We start from the raw sequence: 3918 nt of genomic DNA, 5'->3' as shown, positions 1-3918 counted from the left end.
CGGTGATTTTATTATTATATCTATTGACATCGTAAAGTTTTCCTAGTCTCTCTAAATCTTCTTCTTTTATTAAAGACATAATATTTTCTAATTCTTCCATATATCAATACATCATTATAAAATTAAAACTTTATAATCCTGATATCTATCTCAACCACTTTCAACACTTATGGGCACCCCCCGTGGTTTTATTCACGTATAAATAATTTTTTCAGATCAAAAAAGCTTTAATTTTTACTTCAGGTAAATACTTTTTTTCGGTGTTGGGAAAATAGTATTTTTTTTGTATAATAAAAAATAATACAAATTTTTAATGAGGGTTAATGCTCTGGGATCGTTTTGAAGTTTTCGTGCTAGGACTTGGAAAATCTGGTATGGCTACTGCAGCTTTTTTTCAAAATCAAGGCGTTAAAGTCAGTGGATGGGATGATTGTGAGGCTGTACGAAAAATAGCTTCAGACCATGGGTTACCCATAATAGACTTTCCTTATCCAAATAAAATGCTGTACAGTGTTGTTTCTCCTGGGATATCCTTTGCGCGACTAGAAACTTTTCACAGAAAACGTTTGTCAGATGTTGGAATCGTGACGTGCGACTTGGGGTTGTTTTTAAAATTGTTTCCCACCTCTAAGGTTTTAGGAGTTACGGGAACAAACGGAAAGTCAACGACTTGCAGTATTATAGCTCATGCTTTACGTGCGCAAGGAATTTTTTGTCAATTAGTAGGAAACATAGGAGTTCCAATTTTTTCTGTTGCTCAACATCATCACAAAAATCCATGGTATTTGCTGGAATGGTCTTCCTATCAGCTTGAGCTCTGCGCACATCATCCTTGGGAACTAGAAGTAGGAGGAATCTTAAATCTTAGTGCTCACCACTTAGAGCGTCACGGAACTATGGAACACTATAGTGCTATAAAATGTAAGATTTTAGAACACAGTCGTCATGCCATTTTAGATATCTCAAGTGATTATACTCAAAAAATAGCGCATCATTGGAAAGGGAATCCTTTGATTTACCTTAAAGCTTTAGAAGAAAATTGTTCGCAAAAAGAAGATCCATCTTGCGTTTGTTATAATTCCCAAGGAATTTGGTGGAAAGAAGAATTTGAAAAATTTCCTAAAGAAGATCGCTTTCTTTCTTTCGCGTTTCAACAAAACGTCGCCATGGCTTATAGTGTTTTGCACCATATTCCTGGTGGACTAGAAAAATTTATTCCAAATGTGCAAAAATTCCAAGATTTAGCGCATCGACAGGAATGTTTTTTAGTTCACGATGGTACTTATTGCGTTGACGATAGCAAAGCCACAACGCCAGAAGCATGTGTTCAAGCGTTGATGCGTTGGAGTTGCCCAGTATTTTGGATTGCTGGCGGAGCAAAACAAAAAGATGATTTATCTGTACTAAAGCCTGTATTATCTAAAATTACTCAAGCCTTTGTGTATGGAGAGTCTGCTTTGCGATTTCAAAAATTTTTAAATGCTAATAGTATTTGTTGTGAAAATTTCATTACCATGAAAGATGCTGTGTATAGTGCATGGTCCCAAGCAAGGCTTTACAAGAAAGCAGTAATTTTATGTTCACCGGGGTGTCCTAGCTTTGATCAATTTCCGAATTTTGTACAGCGTGGAAAAGCGTTTCAAGAAAATATACATCAGCTTGTTTACGCACACAGTGCAAAGCAGGGAGATCAATTTTTGGATACAAAAGAATGAATCTTCCTTTTTATCAAAAAAAATCTCAAGAAGACTCTCCTCCCCCAGAAAGCTTGTGGGCGTTTTGGTGGAATGCTATTGATCGGTGGATTTTGATTTGCTCTATTATGTTGATTGTATTAGGATCTTGGTTGATTTTAGCCGCCAGTCCTTCCATTGCAGCTCAACATGGGTGGACAACCTTTGTTTTATTAAAACGACATTTAGTTTTTGTAGTTTTTGGAGTTGTTCTTTTATTTCTTGGGAGCTTCCTACCTAAAGAGCACCTTAAGGCCACGGTATATACAATAGGGATTAGCGCATGGGCGGGATTATGGGCAGTTGTTGTGTTTGGAGTTCAGGTTAAGGGTGCAAAGCGTTGGCTGAACATATTTGGTATTTCTGTGCAGCCATCAGAATTTATTAAACCTGCTTTTTGTATGGGGTGTGCTTATTTTTTGTCAGAGTATTCTCAACCAAATGAGAATCTAAGATTTTTAAAAGTATTGCTTTTGTTTATTATTGTTTCTTGTCCGCTGCTTTTACAACCTGATTTGGGAACAGTTTTTTTGTTACTGATGAGCGCGCTAACACAAAGTTTTATAGCAGGATTAGGATGGGGGTGGGTACTTGGAATGATGGGGGCAGGAATAGTCTCTTTAATTCCCATAGTGCTTTACTTTCCCCATGCTGCTTTACGCTTACGTATGTTTTTTGGGTACGAATCATCTGATCCTTTTGGAAAACAGTACCAAATTTTACAATCCCTAAAAAGTTTTGCTTCTGGAGGATTGTGGGGAAAGGGGCCTGGATCTGGAGTTGTGCTAGATCATCTTCCAGATGGTCACGCAGATTTTATTTTTGCAGTAGCAGGAGAAGAATTTGGATTAATAGCATGCCTTGGAATTTTTGCGTTATACGCAGTAATCATTTTTCGAAGCTTAAATGCTGCTCGTCGAGGATTGCATTTAGAACAAGTCATGTTAATTTCAGGATTATCTATTTATTTTATGTATCAAGTTTATCTGAACATCGCTTGCGTTTTACATTTGGCCCCAACAAAAGGAATTACGTTACCTTTTCTAAGCTATGGAGGATCTTCTTTAATTAGCGCGTGTTGGACTATGAGCATTATATTATGCTTGACTCGTCGTTATCACAAATTTCTTTAATTTTCCTTTTAACATAAATAAAAAATTTGTTAGATCTGGTGCTTAGAAAGAAAGACGGTCTAAAATCAATTGAAAAAATTAAGACTGAAATTTTCGTGATGTGAAAATATTACAGAAATAACAAAATAGATGAAGAAAATATGTAATAAATAAAACAATTAAGAATTTTTTGTATGTCTTAGTGAATTGAGTTAAAGTTTGAGTATTAAAAAAGTATTTTAACACAAACTCACAGTAAGAAGACCCCCATTTAATACCAAATCCCATCACTAAATGAACAGAGATATATACTGAGGAAGAGCGTATAATATAGCTAAGATCGGATAAAAAAGTCATGGAAACGAGTTGAGAATTGAGTTAGGGTATGAATCAAAAAAATAAAAACATGACATACTCTGTTCAATTTCGTAAAAGAAGTACTTAAGCTTTAATCAGAAGGAGAAAGTTATAGTAAACTTTCCGAAAAATTTAAGATTTCAACACCGAATCTCAGTAGATGAAAGAAAAATAATAAAGCCTAAGCTAGAAGAAACAAACCTCCAATTAAAATAGATAATGAATTTTTGAAGAAATATATCAAATAATCTCCTGATTTTTATAGCTAAGAAAGAGTAAAAAGGCTTTGAGTGCGCTCATCTGGGATAAAACATGCTAAGAAACGCATAGGAGTTGCATATAAAAAAACTCTAAATCCCCCAAAAGCGAATCTAGAAAAAAGATCTATATTTTGCCAAACAATTGAGTAGCTAGAAAAAGCAGGTATAGTGGTGTAATTTTTTGTTAAAATAAAAGGAAAATGACAAAGAGCTACCGCAACGATTTAAGACAAAGGGTAAATTTAGATGAGGGGCAGGTATATTGAAAAATCGCACCTATTTAAAATAAGTGTATCAGCGATAGGAAGGTGGCATAAAAAATTGGCATAGAATAATTCGCATAGAAAATGCAGACAAGAAGGCAGGTATTTTCCTAAAACCGTGGTGGCTCAGAAAAAAAAATTGACTTAGAAAAGCTTGAAAAGTAAGTCAAAGAAACCCAAGATATGACCTTGA

Annotated in this window: 2 protein-coding genes; both read left to right on the top strand. The window is 35.0% G+C overall.

Translation table 11 applies throughout. The features are described from left to right. The first annotated feature begins 323 nt into the window (after positions 1–323). Positions 324–1715, top strand: a complete 1392-nt coding sequence (gene murD, locus K737_RS01655; protein WP_006301263.1) for a UDP-N-acetylmuramoyl-L-alanine--D-glutamate ligase — start codon at positions 324–326, stop codon at positions 1713–1715. Then, positions 1712–2866: an FtsW/RodA/SpoVE family cell cycle protein gene (locus K737_RS01650; RefSeq protein WP_006301272.1), complete on the top strand. Its 1155-nt coding sequence runs from the start codon at positions 1712–1714 to the stop codon at positions 2864–2866. Before murD ends, K737_RS01650 begins: the two co-directional genes overlap by 4 nt. Positions 2867–3918 lie beyond the last annotated feature (1052 nt).

The organism is Holospora undulata HU1 (genome assembly GCF_000388175.3).
Taxonomy (GTDB): domain Bacteria; phylum Pseudomonadota; class Alphaproteobacteria; order Holosporales; family Holosporaceae; genus Holospora; species Holospora undulata_A.
This window is presented reverse-complemented; position numbering and strand designations above follow the sequence as displayed.

Coding starts and splice junctions, on each gene's coding strand:
- murD (WP_006301263.1), top strand. CDS start 324: ATGCTCTGGGATCGTTTTGAAGTTTTCGTGCTAGGACTTGGAAAATCT.
- K737_RS01650 (WP_006301272.1), top strand. CDS start 1,712: ATGAATCTTCCTTTTTATCAAAAAAAATCTCAAGAAGACTCTCCTCCC.